Annotated in this window: 1 protein-coding gene; it reads right to left on the reverse strand. The window is 58.2% G+C overall.

All coding sequences use genetic code 11. The annotated features are described in order from the left end of the window. A partial coding sequence (locus tag AC25ND_RS26410) for an IS66 family transposase (protein ID WP_486976685.1) occupies positions 1 to 361 on the reverse strand: 361 nt, incomplete at both ends.

The raw sequence follows: 361 nt of genomic DNA on the forward strand, positions 1-361 counted from the left end.
CGCCAACCGTTCCACGCCAGGCTGCAGCGCCAACGCGTTATAGCCGGCGTAATCGTCCGTCATGACATACCCGCGATAACTTTCCAGCAGGCGCAACGGAACTTCCTGCGCCCGACTGGAGCTGTAGTCGAACAGCACGATTTTTCGGTCAGGCGGTCCGCTGACTTGCACCCACATCCAGGATTGGCTGGTCGGATCTCGATCCGGTTCTTTCAGTACCTGGACACGGGTTTCATCGCAATGGATGACCGGACTTTCCAGCAATCGCTCACGCATCAAATTCAGCAGCGGCTGGACATGTTCGCTGCATTGGATGATCCAGCGCGCCAGTGTCTGACGTGGAATGTCGATCCCGTGCCGG

The organism is Pseudomonas sp. P110(2024) (assembly GCF_057480795.1).